Origin of the sequence: Streptosporangium becharense, from assembly GCF_014204985.1 — a bacterium.
Taxonomy (GTDB): Bacteria; Actinomycetota; Actinomycetes; order Streptosporangiales; family Streptosporangiaceae; genus Streptosporangium; species Streptosporangium becharense.
This window is the reverse complement of record NZ_JACHMP010000001.1, coordinates 1,946,896-1,965,440: the sequence shown is the minus strand read 5'-3', so window position 1 is coordinate 1,965,440 and position 18,545 is coordinate 1,946,896. Positions and strand designations below refer to the sequence as shown.

Genomic DNA, 18,545 nt, shown 5'->3' with positions numbered 1-18,545 from the left:
TCAACGGCCGCCAGCTTGGACGCGGCCGCCCAGATCATCGAGAAGCCTGTCGAGCAAGGGCCGGAGGTGTGGGGTGCCGAGGGTTTTCAAGATGCGGGGCACGTTCACTCCGACACCGGTGAGCCTTGCGATCGGAGCGCCGTCGAGGCGGCGCAGGACGACATGGTCCGGCTCGATGTCCCGGTCGGCGGCGAAGAGGATGTACGCGGTGGAGGTCTCCTCCCTGTTCGCCGCCTGGCCGTAGACGAAACTCTGGTAGAGGTCGGCTGATGCGATCGTCCGGTCGCCGTAGAGCTTGTATTTGACGTCGACCGGACGCCGCCAGGCACTCGGGCCGTGTCCCCGAATGAGCTGGATGTCCGGAGTGATCGAGGTGTAGTGACGGCCGTCGGGACGGCTGATGCTGCGCGACAGGCTCTCCTGCGCATGCACAGCGACGCCGGTACGGTGCGTGGCCTCGCGGAGCAGCCGCGTGGCGAAGGCCTCGAACAAGCTGTTCATATCCAGCAGGAAAGTGCGAGATGACGGCCCGGCGGTGGAGAAGAGATCGACGAACCCGGGCGCCTGCAGTAGGAGCAGCGCCCATCGGTGTGCCTGGCGGTAATGCTCGTTGTGACGGTGGTAGACCAAGTGCTGCGCGGCTTGGCGCGCGTCGAGACTTTCCGCGGTGCAGGCTGCGGAGAAGTCGCTCGCCACGCGGCGAGCCCGGGTTCGTACGGCTCTGTCCCGAGCGGTACGGGCGGCCATGTGGAGGGCGGCCACGCATACTTGATTGTCGAGGATGTCGCCGTCGAACTCATCGAAGCGGCACTCCAGCGCATCCAGACGGCCGAACCGGCGCAGTACCTGCCGATCGGCGAGCAGACGGCCGCGCATCGCGGGCAGTGTCTCCTGCCGCCGGACGTAGTCGCGCCGCAGCCCACGCCGTACCAGCCCCTCGCATTCGAGCGTCAGCAGCAGGCAGATCAGATCTCGCAGGTCGTGCCCGCTGTCCGGAAGGTCGCGCAGGCGGTCCACCTGCCGGAACGCTGGCAAGCCACTCGCATAGTCGAGCATCTTCAGCACGGCCAGCTCGCGGCCGACCAGCTTGGGGCGAATATGGATCGTGACGCAGTCTAGGGCGACGACTCCTACGTGCGAAGTCGCCTCTACTTCCAGCTTCCCGCTCGCCAGCCAACGTAGTTTCAGCCGACCTCCGAGAACGTCGGAATCGGCCGCCGCCCGGTCGGCAGGACTCGGTGTCAGACCGCTGATAAAGATCTTCCGATACTCGTCCACGACCTCGGTTCTCATCAGCCGCCCCCGTCCACCTGCAGTTCGGCGTAGAGCGCATCGATGAGTTTCTCGTCGTCGATGTCGTTGATGCGGTGCTCGACGTCGTCGACGATCTCAGGCCCGAGAAACCGGACGAGCATGGAGTAGTCGTCGTAGGCGTACTCCTGCAGCAGAGGCAGCACCTCGTTATGGATCACGGCGGCGAGGGTGGCCTCGTCCTGTACGGGTTTCCCGTCGAGGAGAAAGAACGAGTGGCCGATCTGACGCTCACGGCCCAGTTCCTTGAGCACGCGGCGGTTGAGCTCGTCGAGCAGGTCACCGAGGTCGATCTTGCCTATGAAGGAGCCCTGGAGCAGGGCGGCGTCCGGAAGCAACTCCTCGAAGGCGAACCGCCTGCGCAGCGCGGAGTCCAGCAGCCGGATGCTGCGGTCCGCGGTGTTCATCGTGCCGAGTAGGTAGACGTTCGGCGGGACGCTGAAGTCCTCGCCGCTCTGTGGGAGGACCACGCTGAGGCCGCGTTTGTCCTTCTCCAGGAGAGTGATCAGCTCTCCGAAGATCTTCGGTATGTCGCCGCGGTTGATCTCATCGATGAGCAGCAGATACGGATGGTCAGGATCTTGCTCTGCGGTCCGGCAGATGCGTTTGAAGACACCGTCCACGAGGGACAGATGTAGGCCTGAGCCCTGGCCTTCGACTGGACGGAAGCCCTCGATGAAATCCTCGTAGCCGTACGCCGGATGGAAGGTCACCTGGGTGAGGTGGCCTGCCGGTCGCCCGTCGCGCCGGGACAACTCGGCCGCCAACTGGTGGATGGAACCGCCGTCGGGGTCGGCGTCGGACTCCAGTCCGAGCTTCTCCGAGAGCCACCAGGCGGCGAAACGTAGGGAGGTGTACGTCTTACCGGTGCCCGGCGGGCCGAACAGCACGAGTTGCCCCTTGCGGGTAAGCGCTGTGGCGAGCCTGGAGAGCTGCGGATCCGCCTGCGGCACCACCGGGCCGTTTCCTCGTCCGGGGACCGGTTCCTTCCGAGTGCCGGTTCCCGCTTTAATGATCTTCCATAGGCGGGTCGGCACGCTGGCCACGGTGACGACACCCCAGCGGTTCTCCGGCCCTGGAAGCGTCTGGGCATAGGAGATGTCCCACTCCACGGCCACCGTATGCCGGAACTCGGGGCGATCCTCGCGCCAGGCGTAGCCGGTTTCGGTGACGTGTCCGACGGCGAGAACCTGTCGGATGCCCTTGTTGGCGACGATCAGATCACCGGGCTGGAGCTGGGTCAACCGCCACAGTTCCCGAGCCTTCGTTGTGATCTTGGATTGCTTGTCCTTGTACTCCTTGCCGTAAGTCGTTCGGAACGCTTCGAGGAAGTCGTCCTCCGACGGGTAGGCGGTGAGGTCTCCGACGCCGTCCCAGCCGACGCAGATGTATCCGCCCTCCAGGCACTCCTGCCAGTACTGCGCGTCCGGCCCAGGTGCGATCTTGACTATGGCCGCGCTCTGCCTGGGATCGCTCCACCAGTACAGGAAGCTCGCTATCTCTCTGCCGTGCCATCCACGGAAGTGATCGATCTGGTCGACCAGCTGTTTCAGTCGTGCATGGGCCTCGAACGGTTCCAGCTTCGAGGCATCCTCGCCCGACAGCAACGAGATGAAGTGGCGGACGTGCTCCCGGCCGTAGATCGGCAGCATGCGGTCCGGGAAGTGGACGTAGAGGGTCTTCGCCGTCAGGCTGGGGCCCGAACGGAGCGCTTTGATCCCGTTGACCGCCGCGATCTCGCCTTTCTCCGCCAAGGCGAACGCGTCGAGGAACCCTTGCCGTAGATGTGTCCACGCCTCCTGCTCGTTGTCGAAGGCGGGGTCGTGGTACCAGCGCTGGTCCTTCTTCTGACGGAAGATCATGTGTTTGCGGGCGCTCCCACCGCCGATGCCGCCCAGTCCTGCGGTGCCGAACTCCATCTGGTAGCAGAAGGTGTTCCTGTAGTCGGCGACTCCGAGTGCATACCGTTCGAGTGGCATGTCGGCCCAGGCCGTGAGAGGAAATTCTTGGCGGACCCGCTCGAGCTCGGAGACGGCTCTGGAGACATCGTCCACGGCGGTGGACCGGTCGAAGGCCACAAGGGCCTCGGCCAGGGTCATGCGAATCGGACGCCCGTCCTCGGTCATCGGGACCTCCCTCAAGATGCAGTCGTCACAGGCGTCGGTGATCGGTTCCCCGACGCCGTTGAGCAAACCGTGTACCCGGGCGAACTCCCGGCGGCTGTCCCGATCGCTCGACGGAGCGGAGTCGAGGAGACGGCGCCAGGTGAGACCGTCGGGATCGTCGTACAGCCGCCAGCCGGACCGGTCGCCGCCCCGCAGATGCCGACAGTCCTCGCTGTGGTGCATGCTCTTGCCGCTCCTGGAGCAGATGACCTTCCGCGGTGATGGTGCCAGCCTGTAGTTCCTGCCTCCGTACTCGATGATCTCGGGCATGGCATTGGGCATCCGGGCTCCAGGTCGGGGGAACGAGGCGGCCTACGGTGCTGGGGCCCGTTTGCCGTAGGGGGGGCGGGCGTCACTACGATGATCGATTCTCTCTGTAAGAGATACATCACCGGCCGCTGTGGGCGATGGATAAGCGGAAAACTTCCACCATCGATGGGAACTGCTCCTGGAGGTATGGGGGCACGGCGTTTTCAGAGGGTGAAGCGGTGATGCAGGGCTTTGAAGGCTCCTTGGCCGAGCGGGCTCCGAGCATCAGCGTCGATCATCTGGCAGATGAACGGTTTGAGCTCGTGAGACACGCAGGGCAGTCAGCGGGCCGTCAGTTGCGAACCATTGGGAGCCACCGTTGGATCAGGTGCCGGGGGATAGCGGCATCGACATGCCACAGCCTCCTCGTCCCGCACCAGCCAGGACGTATGCCAGCAGCGCGTACCACGCCCTTGAACTCGTCCTTCTCGTTGAAGGGGACGTGTATGTAGAGCCGTCCGTCCAGCACATCGCCCGCCCTGACGTCGGAAACCCGACCGGATTCAGGCCCGGCAGCAGGCGGTACCTGCTTCCAGGTGCGAGCGGGGCGTTCCATCCGCGCGCGGTCGACGATATGACGGACCTGTCGGCAGGAGGATGGGTCGGTGATCCGCATCATCAGGTCAGTGGCGCCCGTGTTGGCGAGGAGGTTGAGTGAACCGTGCCAGAGCACGGTGTCGTCGACAATCATCACTTTCTCGTGCATGCGCTCACGTATGGCGACCAGGCAACCGGCCGCCTCCAGTTCCCGTACCAGATCGCGCCTGCGCGGGTCATCGGCCTGGTCCCGGGTGTGGATGGTGACTTGGACCCCCTCACCGATACGCGGGGTGAGGTGCCGCAACCATTTGCCGACAGGAACGGGGTCCAGGAAGGCGCAGTAGATTTCGATGCTGCGCTGAGCCCGTTTGATGTCCCACTCGACGGCGAGGGGTACCTCGTCGGCGGGAAAGAAAGCAGGCCGGGCCAGGTCGTCCTCGCTCAGCCCCGCCAGATCGGCCGCACCGCGGAAAGGTACGAGGTCGTCGACCGAGAGTATCTGCGCATGCCGCTCCAGGTGGGTGAGCATCCGGGAGGCTTCACTGCCCGGACTGAGATTGTCGTGGAGGAACCGGGTGTCGGCCACGACGACGAGATGGTCCTGCGCTCGACTGAGGGCCACGTTGAGCAACCGGCAGGTGGAGGATGACAGCCCTGTCCCCTCGTAGAAGTAACCGAGTCTGTCGCCTGCTCCGGCGACGGTGTCGATCACTACGAGGGGACGCTGGCTGCCCTGGAAGCGGTGGACGGTGTCCACCAGCCCTTCGTAGCTCTCGCCGAACCGGTAGGACAGGCTGTTCCGGAGCGCCTTCACCTGATCCCTGTACGGAGCGATCACGGCCAGCCGGTCGGCAGGCCGCTCTCCGGCGACGAGGTCCACCCATTTGCGAGCGGGCAGGACCTCGTCGTACTGCAGACCGCGCACGAGCTCGTGAATGACCGCTTCATGCACAGCGTTGATCTTGTGCCCGTTGCGGCGGCCCTTCGGATTGGGCAGGCGGCGGGGGGTAGTGTCGACGAGAACCAGCGGCCCGTCAATCAGCGGTGAAGGTGGGAGGAGATCGCTGCGGTCACCACGTGCGGTGTGCAGGGGCGCGTCAGGGTAGGCGACGATATTGACTATCTCGCATATCGACGGGCGCATGCGGTACTGCGTGTCCAGGCAGACCATCCGGCGGTCCTGGCGAGCCGAGCCCGATGGATCCACTAGCCCGGCCGCGGTGAAGACATCGCGGTCCATCCAGAGCCCGGCGTGCTGCCTGTCCTCGGGTAGGGCGTACTGATCGCCGGACGCCCTCGTCACCGCAGGAAGTTGCCGGAAATCGCCGGCGACGATGACCCGCCGGGCGGCGAGCCCGGCGGCGCACCATGCCGAAGGAGTGTTCACCATGCCGACCTCGTCGATGACGACCGCGTCGATCGAGTCGAGCAGTCTGCGAGACTGCAACGCCTTGGCGACGGTGGTGCCCATGACACGGCAGTTGGCCCGGACCACTTCGGTGATCTTCCGCTGTTCCTGTTCCAGCGCAGTGAGCTGCTGCTGGAGGCTCTCCACGGCGTTCCGGAGAGGACCGGCCGCGGGAACTCCTCTCAGCCGGCCTTGCAGCGCGGCCAGTTCCGGTTCGAGCCTGGCGATCTCGACGGTACGGTTTCGCTGGACGGCCTCCGCGGCGTGCAGTTGCCGGTCGAGCGCGGCGATGGCGTGCTGATACTCCCGATGCGCGCGGTTGAGGTCGTCGAGTTGGGCCTGCTTCTTCTTGGCGAAGAGCCCGTAAGGGGAGCCGATCTCGCGGATCCGCTGTTCGATTCCGCTGAGGGAGACTTGCCCGGTCTGGATCTGGTGGTGCAGAGCTACAGCATGCCGTCCGGCCTCATCGCGTTGGGTGCTCAAATCCCGCAGTTCGCCCGAGACATACTCGGCCTCGGTGTGGAGGGCGAGATCCTGCCGCGCCGAGTCCAACAGCTCGCGTGTCCCGTTGATCTGGGCAGTTACGGCGTCGGCAAGCCGTGCGACGATCCGTCCAGTGCTGATTTGCTCACCGAACTTGGTGGACAGGGAAGTGAGCTCGATGTCTCCGGCGCGCTGCACGAGCCCCGTGTCGAAGCCCTCGTCATCGGAGAGCAGGTCGCAGATCCGCTCCAGCGCCTGATCTACGGCCACCTTGGTCGGTGCAACGAAGAGCACCCGCATCCCCTGCCGGTAGCAGCCCTCGACGATGGAGGCGACGACATCGGTTTTTCCAGTTCCCGGCGGTCCCCAGATGAAAGTGAGCTCACTACCGAGGGCCTGCTCGATCGCCTGCCGCTGTCGAGGGTTAAGCCTACGTGCGCGGTATTCCCGGATGAAATGTTCTGGAGTGGTGCAACGGCCGATATTCGGGCGTCCCTGACCCAATATCCAGCCCGCAGTAGTGAGATTGACCAGGCCGTCGCTCTCACCAGCCGACTCCACTCGCTCGGCGAGGGCTTCCATCCCCGCCGACTCGTCTTTGCGTAGCTGAGCGTTACCCGGCTGGCTGCCTAGATCGGCCGAGGTGCGGACCGTGATCTTGCCGTCGGCCATCCGTACGGCTTCGGCACTCGCCCACGGGTCGCGGGAACGTGAGAGCCGGACGAGTAGCTTCTCTCCGGAGAATGTGTCCTTCCAGCTCCTGCAGGAGAACAGATACTCCTGGACCTCCCCGTCGTCTCCGACCTTGCGTCCAGCGGTCAGGGATACCCTCTCTCCGTCACCGTCGCTGCGGAGCTCAGCGTTGATCTCCAGATGTACGGCCCGTAACAGATCATCGATGGGAAAAGGTTTCTGCCGTGTGCTTGTCATCGCGCTCCCTCGGAGGTAAGGAGATCGGCGTGTCCATGATCGGAAACTTACCCTTTTCGGGCAGGGGATGAAGAGTACTGCTTTTGCTGATGCTCAGCAGGGTCGTCCACTGAGGTTGAACTCGGGGTGCCATAGGTCTTGATGTACCTGACTACCGGGTACATCGGCACCATGGGGTATGTCCAAGGCGGAGAACTGTCCGCCGAGCGAAGAGCGTTCCGCGAAAGGCTGCGGCTACAGATAACTGAAAGGTTCGTCCGAGAGGAATCCGGCACGGCCGTCGCCTGGGACCTGCGGATCAATATCCGATCCATTCGGTGCTGAAGAAAAGATTGAGACCGGCAGGCCGGAGCGCTGCGCTTGCACGGGTCGGTCCCCCTACCCTGGCTCGGCAAGCGGCAACTCGCCGCGCAGGAGCAAGAACTGATCGAGGGGCCGATCGCGCATGGTTGGCCGGATCGGCACTGGACCCTACCTCGTGACCTGCAGAAACGTCCCTATTTGAAACCCTGGTGCTCGCCCCGGCGGTGATCCCGGCTGGAAGCGCCTCATTCCAACGAGTCTTGGAAGGGCTGATCATCACAGGGGGAGCACAGGTGGGAAACATGTCGCCTTTCCGGATCCGCCTCCGCAGAATGGGTGCGGAGGGCAGAAGAGGAGAGCGGCCGTGGTGGCGCAATCAGGAGAGGTGACCACGCTCTGGAGACCAGCCGGGCCGGAGGAGCTGGAGTTGGTGCGCCGGTCGGGGTGGCGCAGGTGGCCGCCGCGCCTGCCGGAGCAGCCGATCTTCTATCCGGTGTTGAACGAGGGGTACGCGGTGAGGATCGCCCGGGACTGGAACGTCCCGTACTCGGGCTCCGGTTACGTCACCCGCTTCCGGGTCGACAGTGGCTTCGTCGCCCGTTACCCGGTCCGGCAGGCGGGCGGCAGGGACATCCTGGAGCTGTGGGTGCCGGCCGGGGAACTGGAGGAGTTCAACGACCACATCGTCGGCCTGATCGAGGTCGTGCACGAGTTTCACCAGGTAGGGAGCGGGCCGTGACGGGCGCCGTCTCCTGTTTCGAGCCGGAATGAGGGAGACCACGCTCATGACCGGCCTCCGAAGTGCCGCAGGGGGGCAGGCCCGATGACGACGGGCGGCGGCCGGAGGCGGTGCGAGGGCCGGCTCGCGATGGGTACGCAGAGATGACCGAACCCACCGCGAACACCAGGGGGAATGTCATGAGCAAACCGGTTCTCGAACCGGCGGCGCAGGAGATCGCGGACACCACCTCGAACCCGCCGTTCCTGTACGAGCTGGGTGTGCAGGGTGCCCGTAAGGTCCTCGACGACATCCAGGCCGCGCCGGTCGACAAGCCCGAGGTCGACGAGAAGTGGATCACGGTGCCGGCCGAGGTCGGGGACGTACGGGTGCGGATCGTCAGGCCCCCGGGGGCGGACGGCGTGCTACCGGTCGTCCTCTACGTCCACGGAGGCGGGTGGATCCTCGGCAACGCCGGCACCCACGACCGGCTCGTCCGCGAGCTCGCCGTCGGCGCGAACGCCGCGGTCGTGTTCGTCGAGTACGACCGTTCCCCGGAGGCCCGGTATCCGGTCGCGATCGAGCAGGCGTACGCCACCGCACAGTGGATCACTCGGCACGGCGCCGGCGAAGGGCTCGATTCCGCCCGCCTCGCGGTCGCCGGTGACTCGGTCGGCGGCAACATGACCGCCGCGCTGACCATCCTCGCCAGACAGCGCGGTGACGTGACCTTCGTGCACCAGTCGCTGTACTACCCGGTGACCGACGCCGCCCAGGACACCGCCAGCTACCGGGAGTTCGCCGACGGCCCGTTCCTGACCGCCAAGGCCATGGCCTGGTTCTGGGACGCCTACGCCCCCGATCCCGGGCAGCGTGCGGAGATCACCGCTTCACCGCTGCGCGCGAGCCTGGAGGAACTCGCCGGACTGCCGCCCGCCTTCGTCGTCGTCGACGAGAACGACGTGCTGCGTGACGAGGGCGAGGCCTACGCCCGCAAGCTCACCGAGGCCGGGGTGGTGACCACCAGCGTGCGCTACAACGGCATCATCCACGACTTCATGATGCTCAACCCCGTCCGCACGACCAACGCGGCCACCGCCGCCGTCGAACAGGCCGTCCACGTCCTCCGTAAGGCCCTCGGGAGCGCTTGACGGCGTCCGGGAGGTTCCGGCCCACGTGCGGTGGGGCCAAGGGGGCCCTGCACCCTTGGCCCCGCCGTCCGGGCACCGTCTACACGTGGGGAAGCAGGGCCGCGCCCGGGAAACGGGGAGATCCAGAAGAGCGAACCGTATCGGGGGGGGCGGGACCACGCTCGGGGGAACGGTGCCGGAGGTGACGTCCGCTCAGCCGCCGGTCCTGACGTAGCGCATGAACTGGTCCTCGTACTCCTTGGCGTTGGTGCTGGTGGCGAGCACCCGTTTCACCTGACCCTTGAAGTCGATGACCACGGCTTCATGGACGGAGCCGCGCTTACGCCAGGCGACGATGTGGTTATCGTCGTACCAGCCGATGACCCGCTTGGTCGCGAACGGGATCCGGGCCTTCGGCTCACCGTCGGCGACGGTGGACCAGGTGCAGATCTCCTGTTCGGTCCCCTTGCAATAGGTCATGATCAACGTGCCGGACGGGTTGACCTCCTCCGCTTCGACCGGGAGCGGGGTACCCGCGTCCAACAGAGTCTGCAGGATGGTGCCCTGCGGGTCGTAGAAGCGGATGCGCTGGGTGTCGCCGTTGATCGCCCAGGTGCCGATCGCCTTGCCGTCGCCCCGCCAGAAATAGGCCCAGTCCCCGACGTCCTTCTCCTTCACCCGGACGACCTTGGCCTTCTTCGTGGCGACGTCGATGACCGCGAAGCCGTAGGGCTTCGGCGGGGCGTTGTTCTCGCCCGCCTCGAGCAGGGTCAGCAGACCCTTGGTGCCGTCCGGTGACCAGTACGGGTAGAGCCCGTAGACCGGTGACTTGGCGATCTTCACCTTGCTCTCCGCGCCGGTGCCGTGGTCGACGATCGTGACGACCTCGTAGTTGTCCGTGCTGTAGTAGAAGTCCGTGGCGAGGGCATGGGTGCCCGCCGGGTTCGGCGTGTAGTGACGGTACTTGTCGCTCTTGACGAACTCGTCGGTGTCGGTCTTGCGGACGTAGAGGTTGTTGGTCTGTCCCGTCAGGATGGTGTAGGAGGCCAGCTTGATCGGGTCCTTGTCGCTCTCGTGGACGGTGAGGGAACTGCCTGGAAGTTTGATCTTCCGGTCCGCTGGGGGTATCGCGGGAACGGACGGGGTGGGCGTGGGGGTGGCGGTGGGGGACGTGGTGACCCTCTTCGTGTCGGAGGCCCGTGTGTCCGTGGCTCCGTTCCGTACCACCAGCGTGATCGTCACCGCGACGAGGGTGAGCGCGAGCCCGGCGCCGACCACGGCCCAGATCCGGCGCATGCGCCGACCGCCGTCCGGCCTGGGCCCGTGCCCCACCGGATAGGTCGTCTCGTGCGGCACGAACCCGTGCGGCAGCGGGTAGCCGCCGGAACCGGCCTGCGGGTAGCCGCCGAGGCCGGCCTGGTGCGGCGCCGCGGCCAAAGGCCCGCTCTGGTGGGGGTGGTTGTCGAAGCCCGGCTGGTAGGACACGCCCTGCGCTGCGGCGGGATAGGTCGCATGACTGTCCGGGCCGGTCTGGTACGGCGGGGTGGCCTGGTACGGGGAGGCGGTCTCGTATGGCGGGGTGGCCTGGTACGGGGAGGCGGTCTGGTATGGCGATCCGCTGTGGTAGGGCGATTCGATCTGGGCGTCGGTTCGGGGACCGGCCTGGTACAGGGAGGCGTCCGGACCGGTGTGCTGGGCCGCCACAGCCGACCCTTCGGCGAGGATGCCCTGCGACGCGGCCGGCAGCGCCGAACCGGTGCTCGCCCCGCCGGTCATGCCGCTCGCCCCGGTGGCGTGGCCGAGCAGCCGCATCAGCGCCTCGCTCGCGGTGGGTCGCTGGGCCGGGTCCTTGGCCAGGCAGTGCCCGACCAGCTCGCGCAGCGCCGGATCGGTGATGGCCGACAGGTCCGGGGTCAGGTTCATGATCCGGTTGAAGATCGCGGCCAGGCTGTCGGTGCCGAACGGCGGCGACCCGGTGGCGGCGAACACCATGGTGCAGCCCCAGGCGAACATGTCGGCCGGTGATCCGGCGTTGTCGCCGGCCAGTTGTTCGGGGGTCATGTAGGCGGGGGTGCCGATCGCGGTGCCGGTCAGGGTGGAGGTGCGGTCCAGGGCCTTGGCGATGCCGAAGTCGATCACGCGGGGGCCGTCGGGGGCCAGCAGCACGTTGGAGGGTTTGAAGTCGCGGTGCACGATCTCGGCCTGGTGGATGGCCACCAGCGCGGTGACGGTGCCGATGGCCAGCCGGTGCAGCGCCGAGCCGGTGCGCGGGCCCTGGCCGGTGACCACCTCCTGTAGCGTCGGCCCGTCGATGTACTCGCTGACGATGTAGGGGCGTTCGTGCTCCACGCCGGTGTCGAGCACGGCGGCGGTGCAGAACGGGGAGACCCGCCGGGTGGTGCTGACCTCGCGGACGAAGCGTTCCATGGCCTCGGCGTCCTGGGTGAGGTCGGCGCGCAGCAGCTTGACCGCGACGCGGGCTCCGGTGGGGGACTCGCCGAGGTAGACCGTTCCCTGGCCGCCCTCGCCGAGGCGGGCGGTGAGTCGGTACTCCCGCACGTGCTCGGGGTCCTCGGGCCGCAGAGGCGCAAGGTCCGGCATAGTGACACCCTCCCGTACAGACATTCAGCCCCCCGTTTTCCGGGGAAAAGATGATGGTTCATGCGTGGTGGCCGACACCGCTGATGGCATCTGCCTCGCCGGCCGTGTCGGTGGAACGGGCGGTGAGCGGGACCATTCTCCCTGGTCTGACCTGATTCGCCCTCGACCGCCGTGGCGCAGGGTGCTCGTCGTCCCGGTTCCCCCGCTGCTCACCCGGGTGGAGGCGGGCGTCTGGTTGCGCGGAGGCCGGTTCCGGCAAGAAGCCATGACCCCCATGAAGCCTCCTGTGTCTCAGCGCTGGGAGTCCAGATTCACAGAACGCACTTGTGTCTCACTTGTACGTGACCCGGAAAGCACCCTGCCCCGGACGAACGCTGCCCGGTGTGAACACCGGCGCTCGGCCGGGCTCGTACGACACCCGGTTCGAATCCCGCCGGAGGGGGTGGGGTCACGCGTCCGGGAGATCCCGGAGTCCACACCGGAGACCTCCACGTCCTCCCCGGGAAAGTTTCGGGTCGCGCATGAAGTGCTCTGCCGGGTTTCACCTGGGCGGACGGTGTTCCGACGAGGCGGGTGGCCCGGTGCCGGCGAGGCCGGGTGAGATCCGGCGCTTGACCCGTACCTTCCTTGGGGCGTACAAGTGCGAAAAGAGTTGGATAGCGCTTTCCCACACTTCGTCCCAGCGCGTCGCCACGGATCCGCCTTCGCGTTTCGCCGGAGGCTCGGCCGCGTCCGGAGCCCCTCGCCAGGGGGCGGCGGACCGGCTCCTGCGGCGCCTGGGGACACCGCTCGCCGGGGCCACCGGCCGGTCGGCGTGTGCTCGCAGAGTGCGGCCACGTCGGCGTCGCCGGTTCCGGTCCTGGTGTGAGGCCATGGTCCGGCCGAGCCGCAACGTGGTCGGTCGGCGCCGACGGAACTGGAGGTTCCACAGTGCGAAGAAGGAAAGGCCGCAACACCGGCTCGTTGTTCGTCGCGTTCACGGTGACCGTCGCCGTCACGGTGCTCGGAGCGCTGGCGCTGCTGGCGGTGCCCAGCGCGTTCGCCGCGACGCTGTTCGGCGACGACTTCGAGGACGGCAACGCCACAGGATGGTCGAAATCCGGGGGAAGCTGGTCGGTGGCCGCCGACGGCTCCCAGGTTTACCGGCAGTCCGGCACCGGCGCGGACGCCAGGGCGGTGGCCGGTGCCGGATGGTCGAACCAGGCGGTGCAGGCGCGGGTCAAACCGACCGCGTTCAACGGCAACGGCAGGTACGCCGCGGTGCTGGCCAGGGCCCAGAGCACCAGCAACTACTACTTCCTCGGGTTGAGCAACGCGGGTTCGGTCATCCTGGGCAAGCGGGCCGGTGGTGGTCCGACGACTCTGGACTCGGCTCCGGCGACGGTGACCACAGGCACCTGGTACACCCTCAGGCTGGAGGTGTTCGGCTCGACGCTGCGTGGCTTCGTCAACAACGTCGAGGTCGTCTCGGCGACGGACACCGCCTTCGCGTCCGGCAAGGCCGGCCTGGCCGGATACTACGCGAGCGCCTCGTTCGACGACGTGCTGGTGACCGACGTCGGCGGGCCCAGCCAGACGCCGACGGTCACCCCCACGGTCACCCCCACCGTGACCCCCACGGTCACACCCCCGCCGGGCTCCTGTCCCACCTCGGGGACGCCCACCGGGTTCGCCTCGGCGAACGCCTGGGGACAGAACGGCACCACGGGAGGCGCGGGCGGACCGACCGTCGAGGTCGACACGGCGAGTGAGCTGATCTCCGCGATCGGCCAGAGCGGACCGCTGAACATCTGCGTACGCGGGACGATCACGGTCCCGGCCGGGATGCACAACGTCGCCTCGGACAAGACGATCGTGGGCGTCGGCTCGGACGCCGGCATCAGCGGCGGCGGGCTCAACATCGGTCTGCCCCTGGACAACACGATCACCTCGCCGCCCGCGAACGCCGTGCACAACGTCATCATCCGCAACCTGTCGTTCCGCAACGCGACCGACGACTCGATCAACGTGCAGATGTTCTCCCACCACGTCTGGATCGACCACAACGACCTGTGCTGCGGCTACGACGGGCTGCTGGACATCAAGCGCGGTTCCTCCTACATCACCGTGTCGTGGAACCACACGCACAAACACACCAAGAACATGCTGCTCGGCCATGATGACGGCAACGCCGCGCAGGACGTCGGCCAGCTGAAGGTCACCTACCACCACAACTGGTTCGACCAGACCCCGCAGCGTAACCCGCGGGTGCGGTTCGGGGAGCCGGTGCACGTGTTCAACAACTACTACTTCTACAACACCGACACCGGTGTGGCCTGCCAGGCCAACGCAGGCTGCATGGTCGAGGGTAACTACTTCGACCGGGTCGAGGAGCCCGTGACCAACTCCTACGCCGGGCCGGACGGCAGGTGCGTCGCGCGCAACAACGTGTTCGTCAACGAGTCGGGCCAGCCCGACTGCAGTGGCAGCGTGCAGGAGCCCAGCACCTACTACAGCTACACGCTGGACGACCCGAACTCCGTGAAGGCGATCGTCACCGCGGGGGCCGGGGTCGGGAAGATCGGCGGCTGACGGCCCGGAGGTAGGTGAGCGTCTCCCGGTGGGCCCGCGGGCCCGTGGACCCGCGTGGGCCCGTGGACCCGGCCCGCGGGCCTGTGGACCCGGCGCGCGGGCCCGTGGACCCGGCGCGCGGGCCCGTGGACCCGGCGCAGGGGCCCGGCAGAACCGGCCGGCCCCTGCCGGGAGACGCTCTCCCCCGCCCGCCCGGCGCGGATCCGTCCTCACTTCCATCGGCACCTTCCACGCCTCCGGTCACGTCGTCACCGGCGCCGTCTTCCCACCGCCACCAGGGGCTGGCCGCGTGGCAACGGCAGATCATCCGCCTCACCGTCCAGGGCTGACCAGCCGGGAGATCGGTGGGCGGTTTTCCTTTTTCCCGCACGGTTGATTTACGCGTTTATCATAGATTTTCGTGAATTGTGGCCGTTGTTGGGGGCCGGTTCCGTGGCCTCATGAACGTGCAGGACTCCGGGAGACGTGTACGGCCGCCCCGTGACTTCGCCGGTGCGGCGGATTTTGTCGGAGGCGGCGTTCACACTGGTCGACGTCTTTCCATTCCTTCCGGAGTTCCCCCGGAGTCGTTTTCCGGACGCTCCCGTTCGGAGCCCCCCTTCTGGAGGTCGCGATGGCGAAACGTAGGTCCCCGGCACGGAGACGCGGCACCCGCCGGAGCCGGAAGCGCGAGGTCAGCCCACTGTGGCTGGTCCTCCCGGTGGTCGTCCTCCTCGCGGCGCCCAGGGTGCTCGACGTCACCACGTCGGCCTGGACGACGCTGCTCGCCGCCGTCGCGGGACTCGCCGTCCTGTCGGCCGCCGCCGTCGTCGCGGCGCGGCGCATGGGCGCGGCCTACCGCAGGGACGCGCTGCGACGCGCGCAGCTCGACCGGCTGGATCCGCGGCGGTTCGAGGAACTGGCCGCCGAACTGCTCCGGAGAGACGGTTTCCGTGGGGTCCGGGTCGTCGGCGGGGCCGGTGACCGCGGGGTGGACGTGGTCGGCGTCGCGCCGGACGGCCGGTCGTACGCGATCCAGTGCAAGTACTACACCCGTGCCGTCGGCCCCGGCTCGGTGCGTGATTTCGTGGGCGCCCTGCAGGCCAGGCCGTATCAGGGGCACCGAGGCGTCCTGGTGACCTCGGACCGTCTCAGCGCGCAGGCGGCGGCGACGGCGCGTGAGCACGACATGGTCGTCGTCGACCGCGACCTCCTGGCCGACTGGTTGCTGGGCGCCTACCACCTCGGTTCGCGGCGGAGGTCGTCGCCGGCCTGGCTGGTCCGGCTGCGTCGTGGCCGTGCGGCACGGGAGCATCCGGAACCGGAGCCGCTCCCGTGAGCCGGCGACGCGGGTGCGGGTGACCGGGCTGAGGCACGGGACCGCTCCGGAGCGCCGGAGCCCCGGAGCGGCGCAGCGGCGGAGCCCCGGCGTGTCGAAGCGTCAGAGCGCTGCAGCCCCGGAGCGCTGCAGCCCCGGAGCGCTGGAGCGCTGGAGTTGTTGGAGGGTCGGAGTGGCGGAGCGGCGGAGTGTCGAAGCGTCAGAGCGCCATGTAAGTCAATATTGCCGTATTTATGAAATGCGACTCCGGCGCATTGTGGTGATGCTCGCACCTTAATGCTATTTCTCCTTATGGAAGGATGAATCTGGACATAAAGAAAGTCGTCGTTGACAGTCCTGTGAGGGTGCGACATTTTGTCGGAGGAAGTTCCGGCAATTTGTTTTCCGTCGCCTGCCCCGCTGCGCACCCGGTGTCGCGAGGCGCCGCGGTCACCGTGGTGCGCGGCATTCGGGTTTCGCGGTTCCGGCGGTGTCATGGATCCGCTGAAAGGAATTCGTACGTGAAACATTCTCGTGCGCGCAGTCGCGCACTGGCCTGTCTGGCGATGTTCCCCCTGGCTGTGGCACCGGTCGTGGGCCAACCCGGCGTCGCGTCGGCGGTGTCCGGTTCCGCGGAGGTGGTGTCCGGTTCCGCGGGAGTGGTGTCCGGTTCCGCGGGAGTGGTGTCCGGTTCCGCAGGGGTGGTGTCTAGCGCCGCGGGGGCGCCGTCGGCTCCCAGGGTCGTCTTCGCGGAGGACTTCGAGAACGGTCGGGACGCCACACCGATCCTCGTCACCGGCTACACCGGCGCGGCCCCCCTCAACCAGACCTACACCGCCGACCCCGCGTGGCTGGCCAACTGCAACGGCTGGCTCGTCTCGCAGCAGGCCCCGGCGGCCGTTCCTCCGGCCACCGGCTGTGGTGGGTGGTGGGCCACGGTCAAGCAACTGGCGGGTTCGCTCGGCCAGTGGGCGGGCGGCGACCAGGCGACCAACCATGCCGTCACCGCCTTCACCCATGCCGACCCCGGCGTGGGCAGGATCCAACTGGAGACCGGCTCACCGGTAGGAGTCGGCGCAGGTAAGCGGTTCCTCACCTTCTCCGTCGACGCCGCCGAGGTCAACTGTCACGGCAACCACGCCAAGCTCGGCTTCCACCTGCTCGACGGAGCCACCGCCATCCCGACCTTCACCACCCCCATCGAGCCGTGCGTCGACTCTGAGACGGTGCTGAACGGCATCTCGGTGGGCACTTACACCAGTGACGCCCCGGTGCTCTTCGGCGGTTCCGCGGTCGGGCTTCGGCTGGTCAACCTCCAGGGCAGCGGTTATGGCAACGACGCCGCGTTCGACAACGTGCGCGTCCTCGACGTCACCCCCCGGCTCGGTCTCGGGTTCGCTCCTGTCTCCGCGGAGGTGGGTGACCCCTCCACGTTGACGTTCACCGTCACCAACACCAGTGAGCTGGCGGTCAAGAAGGGGTGGGCGTTCACCGAGAACCTGCCCGCCGGTCTCAAGGTGACGGGAGCCGCCCCGGTGACCGACTGCGCGGACGCCGCGGTGACCGTTCCCCCGGACGGCGCGAAGATCACCGCGACCGGAACCCTCCCCGAGGGCAAGGCGTCCTGCGCCGTGAAGGTGCAGGTGACGGCGGCACGGGCCGGCACATACCCCGTCTGTCCCGACGACCTGAGTGCCATGGCCGGGATCGATCCGCCGGAATGCGCCGAGGTGACGTTCGTCCCGCCGATCCTGGCCTTCGACGCGCACGCCCACGGCGGCAGCCTCACCACCCCGCTGGTCACCGTCCCGCCGCTCGCCCCGTCCGACCTCACCTGCGTCACAGGTGCCGGCGCCGACGACGCCACGCTGGCCACCGCCACGCTGCCCGGCCTCGGCTCGCTGGGAGTGATCACGACGAAGGCGTCGGGCCAGATCGACGCGGACGGGCTCCGCACCGCCGCGGCCACGGCCAAGACGGCCCGGATCCGCCTGCTCAACGGTCTGGTCACCGCGGACGAGATCACCAGTACGGCGAAGGCCCGCAGTGACGACTCCGGTGATGTGACCACCACGGGCGAGGTGGATCTCGTCAACCTGAAGGTGAACGGGGTCTCCATCACCGAGCCCGGCGTCAGCCGTACGATCGAGATCCCGCTGGTGGCCAAGGTCGTGATCAACGAGCGGGTGGCCACCGCAGGCGGCGACGGCATCGCGGTCAACGCCCTCCGCATCCGTACGGTGGCCGGTGTCGACCTCGTCGTCAGCCACGCCAGGGCCTCGTTGACCACGCCAGGGCAGCCCTGTCCGGCCCTCTGACTCCCTGGTCCCTGACTTCCTGCCCTCCCTGCCCGCTGACCCTCTGAACCTCTGCCCTTCCTGACCCTCTGACCCCCTGACTGTCCCGTGCGTCCACGGGCCCGCCCGCGCAGAGCGCGCCGGCGGGCCCGTTCATGTCGAGTGTGGTGGCCGGCCTGCCCGCGTTGGGAGCAGTGACCGGCATGTCCACGTCGAGTGCGGTGGCCGACCCGTTCATGGCGAGACGGCACTCACCCGCTCATGGCGAACAGGTCCGTCGGCATCGGCCGGGCCTGCGCGCTTGTGCACGCCGTCGGCGGAGCCGACGACACGGACGGCGGGTTGTAAGGAATCTTCGCTACATTGGCCACCGGATACCGGCCCGGCCCGGACCGGTTCCGTGGGGATCCGTAGCGCAGTGGTCGTCGTGCCACCCTGCAAAGGTGGAAGACGCCGGTTCGAATCCGGCCGGATCCCACGGC

At 67.5% G+C, this 18,545-nt stretch carries 9 protein-coding genes and 1 tRNA gene; 6 read left to right on the top strand and 4 right to left on the bottom strand.

Going from position 1 to position 18,545, the window contains the following annotated elements; genetic code table 11:
- From F4562_RS08400 to F4562_RS08390, 3 genes are all read right to left on the bottom strand, one after another.
- Complete coding sequence (locus tag F4562_RS08400; RefSeq protein WP_184542303.1) at nucleotides 1-1,293, bottom strand: McrC family protein; 1,293 nt, start codon at nucleotides 1,291-1,293, stop codon at nucleotides 1-3.
- A complete protein-coding gene (locus F4562_RS08395) occupies nucleotides 1,293-3,758 on the bottom strand; it encodes an McrB family protein (RefSeq protein ID WP_184542301.1) in 2,466 nt (821 codons plus the stop codon). The genes F4562_RS08400 and F4562_RS08395 overlap by 1 nt, the downstream gene beginning before the upstream one ends.
- Nucleotides 3,759-4,077: 319 nt before the next feature.
- Nucleotides 4,078-7,146 carry an AAA domain-containing protein gene (locus F4562_RS08390; RefSeq protein WP_184542299.1) on the bottom strand — a complete coding sequence of 1,023 codons (3,069 nt, stop codon included), beginning with the start codon at nucleotides 7,144-7,146 and terminating at the stop codon, nucleotides 4,078-4,080.
- Between the two features lie 667 nt (nucleotides 7,147-7,813).
- On the opposite strand from F4562_RS08390, the gene F4562_RS08385 reads away from it, so the two are divergent.
- Both F4562_RS08385 and F4562_RS08380 read left to right on the top strand, forming a co-directional pair.
- Nucleotides 7,814-8,188, top strand: a complete 375-nt coding sequence (locus F4562_RS08385; RefSeq protein ID WP_311734023.1) for an ADP-ribosylation/crystallin J1 — start codon at nucleotides 7,814-7,816, stop codon at nucleotides 8,186-8,188.
- Nucleotides 8,189-8,367: 179 nt separating this feature from the next.
- Nucleotides 8,368-9,318 carry an alpha/beta hydrolase gene (locus F4562_RS08380; RefSeq protein ID WP_184542297.1) on the top strand — a complete coding sequence of 317 codons (951 nt, stop codon included), beginning with the start codon at nucleotides 8,368-8,370 and terminating at the stop codon, nucleotides 9,316-9,318.
- Nucleotides 9,319-9,510: 192 nt separating this feature from the next.
- Here the strand turns inward: F4562_RS08380 and F4562_RS08375 are convergent, their stop codons facing one another.
- Nucleotides 9,511-11,898 (bottom strand): serine/threonine protein kinase, encoded by a 2,388-nt coding sequence (locus F4562_RS08375; RefSeq protein WP_184542295.1) that lies wholly within the window; start codon nucleotides 11,896-11,898, stop codon nucleotides 9,511-9,513.
- Between the two features lie 930 nt (nucleotides 11,899-12,828).
- Here F4562_RS08375 and F4562_RS36255 point away from each other — a divergent pair.
- From F4562_RS36255 to F4562_RS08355, 4 genes are all read left to right on the top strand, one after another.
- On the top strand, nucleotides 12,829-14,469 hold the full coding sequence (locus tag F4562_RS36255) for a pectate lyase family protein (RefSeq protein ID WP_221207091.1): 1,641 nt from the start codon (nucleotides 12,829-12,831) through the stop codon (nucleotides 14,467-14,469).
- A 613-nt stretch (nucleotides 14,470-15,082) separates the two neighbouring features.
- Nucleotides 15,083-15,787, top strand: coding sequence for a restriction endonuclease (locus F4562_RS08365; RefSeq protein ID WP_184542293.1), 705 nt, complete (start codon nucleotides 15,083-15,085; stop codon nucleotides 15,785-15,787).
- Nucleotides 15,788-16,287: 500 nt separating this feature from the next.
- Nucleotides 16,288-18,084 (top strand): choice-of-anchor P domain-containing protein, encoded by a 1,797-nt coding sequence (locus F4562_RS08360; RefSeq protein WP_184542291.1) that lies wholly within the window; start codon nucleotides 16,288-16,290, stop codon nucleotides 18,082-18,084.
- Nucleotides 18,085-18,467: 383 nt separating this feature from the next.
- Nucleotides 18,468-18,540 (top strand) — tRNA-Cys (locus F4562_RS08355).
- Nucleotides 18,541-18,545: the final 5 nt, after the last annotated feature.

Bases quoted from the DNA above. Each gene is read 5' to 3' on its own strand.
- F4562_RS08400 (WP_184542303.1), bottom strand. From the start codon at position 1,293: ATGAGAACCGAGGTCGTGGACGAGTATCGGAAGATCTTTATCAGCGGT.
- F4562_RS08395 (WP_184542301.1), bottom strand. From the start codon at position 3,758: ATGCCCAATGCCATGCCCGAGATCATCGAGTACGGAGGCAGGAACTAC.
- F4562_RS08390 (WP_184542299.1), bottom strand. From the start codon at position 7,146: ATGACAAGCACACGGCAGAAACCTTTTCCCATCGATGATCTGTTACGG.
- F4562_RS08380 (WP_184542297.1), top strand. From the start codon at position 8,368: ATGAGCAAACCGGTTCTCGAACCGGCGGCGCAGGAGATCGCGGACACC.
- F4562_RS08375 (WP_184542295.1), bottom strand. From the start codon at position 11,898: ATGCCGGACCTTGCGCCTCTGCGGCCCGAGGACCCCGAGCACGTGCGG.
- F4562_RS08365 (WP_184542293.1), top strand. From the start codon at position 15,083: ATGGCGAAACGTAGGTCCCCGGCACGGAGACGCGGCACCCGCCGGAGC.